Origin of the sequence: Mesorhizobium tamadayense, assembly GCF_003863365.1 — a bacterium.
Taxonomy (GTDB): domain Bacteria; phylum Pseudomonadota; class Alphaproteobacteria; order Rhizobiales; family Rhizobiaceae; genus Mesorhizobium; species Mesorhizobium tamadayense.
The window spans coordinates 1-1667 of sequence record NZ_RQXT01000145.1; the positions used below are offsets into that span (position 1 = coordinate 1).

Genomic DNA, 1667 nt, shown 5'->3' on the forward strand with positions numbered 1-1667 from the left:
GGCTTTGGGATTCGGCGAGCCGTCTTCGGACGCTTGGGGGCGGCCAGCGAGATGCTGTGCCGCTCCCCTTTTTTCCACAACAGTAGGTGAACACATGCTTGATGATCTCAAAGCAGACGTGACGGCGGCGCTTGCCGGTGAGTTACGCACTGCCACGCTTTGGCAATACAGCCTGATCGACGACGGCCATGGAAATGAGCTGCCTGGATATGACACGCCTTACGCTTGCGAGGGCGTGCGCGGCTCTTATGACGCGCAGTATGCAGGCCAGTCGGGCATTCCTCGCACTGATGCCAAGATTGAACTGCTAGCTGGCACGCTGGCCGCAACACCCAAGGCGCTGGACAAGGTCTATATCGAAAGCTCGTGGTGGATCGTCGTCGACGTTGCGATCGATCCCGCAAGCGTGATGTGGGTGTTGCAGTGCTCGACCACGGGCGCGGCGCCATGAGCGCAAATCCGGTTCCAATGCCCAAGAGACGCTCCAAAGGCGGGACCGGCGTCCACCTGTTGCATACACATTCCCAGAAAAAATCGGGGAAGAAATCGCCGGCCGACATCGCCATTGCCTTTCTGGAAACCCTCAAAATCCCCGAAGGTCCGAACGCCGGAAAACGGCTGAAACTGGCGGAATTTCAGAAGTCTTTTGTGCGCGGTGCGCTCGATCCCGAAAACATGATCGGCGTTTTGAGCGTGGGCCGTGGCGCTGCGAAAACGGCCCTGTCGGCCGGAATTTCTCTTGCTTGCCTCATGGGTAAGCTCGATGCGCAGCCGAAACGCGAAATCATTTTCGCGGCTCGTAACAGGGATCAGGCGAAAATCGCCTTCGGATTCCTGGTTGGCTTCATCGAAAGCCTGCCGGAAGAGGAACAGGAACTGTTTGCCATCCGGCGCGGCCAGCGTCTGGAGGTGGAGTACAGTGGCGACGGCGGCGGACTCGCGCGGTGTATCGCTGCGGATGGAAAATCCATTTTGGGCGGTGCGCCAAATCTGGCGATCCTCGATGAGCGGGCGGCATGGGACCGGGAAAAGGGCGACGCTCTAGAAAACGCCATCCTGTCCGGCTTGGGCAAGCGCGGCGGCCGGTGTTTGATCATCTCGACCAGTGCGCCGGACGATGCGAACACGTTCAGCCGCTGGCTCGATGAGCCGCCTCCCGGCACCTACGTCCAAGAGCATCGCCCGCCCTTCGGTCTCCCGGCCGACGACGCGGAAAGCCTATTGGTAGCCAATCCTGGCGCGGTGGAGGGAATCGGCGCTTCGCTTGAATGGTTGCAGGCACAGGCACGCCGGGCAATCGCTCGCGGCGGCTCGGCGCTCTCTTCCTTCCGTAACCTCAATCGTAACGAACGTGTTTCGACCGAAGATCGCAGCGTGCTTGTCACGGTCGACGAGTGGCTATCGGCCGAAGTTTCTCCCGACGCGCTTCCGGCGCGCGAGGGCGAATGCATCCTTGGCGTTGATCTTGGCGGCTCTCGTTCGATGTCGGCGGCTGCGCTGTATTGGCCGGAAACCGGCCGGCTGGAGGCCTTGGGTACGTTCCCGACAAAGCCAGGGCTTGCCGATCGAGGCGCGTCTGATGGCGTATCTGGACGCTATACAGAAATGCAGGAACGCGGTGAGCTGTTCACGCTGGGCGATAACACGGTTCCGCCTGGCCCTTGGCT

2 protein-coding genes are annotated in these 1667 nt (G+C 60.9%); both read left to right on the forward strand.

Annotated features, from left to right (window positions below; all coding sequences use genetic code 11):
• Positions 1 to 94 precede the first annotated feature (94 nt).
• The gene (locus tag EH240_RS36845) at positions 95 to 451 is read left to right on the forward strand and encodes a hypothetical protein (RefSeq protein WP_125007225.1); all 357 of its coding nucleotides are present in this window, start codon (positions 95 to 97) and stop codon (positions 449 to 451) included.
• The coding region (locus tag EH240_RS36850; protein WP_125007226.1) for a terminase large subunit domain-containing protein at positions 448 to 1667 on the forward strand (1220 nt) is incomplete at its 3' end. The genes EH240_RS36845 and EH240_RS36850, both read left to right, overlap by 4 nt.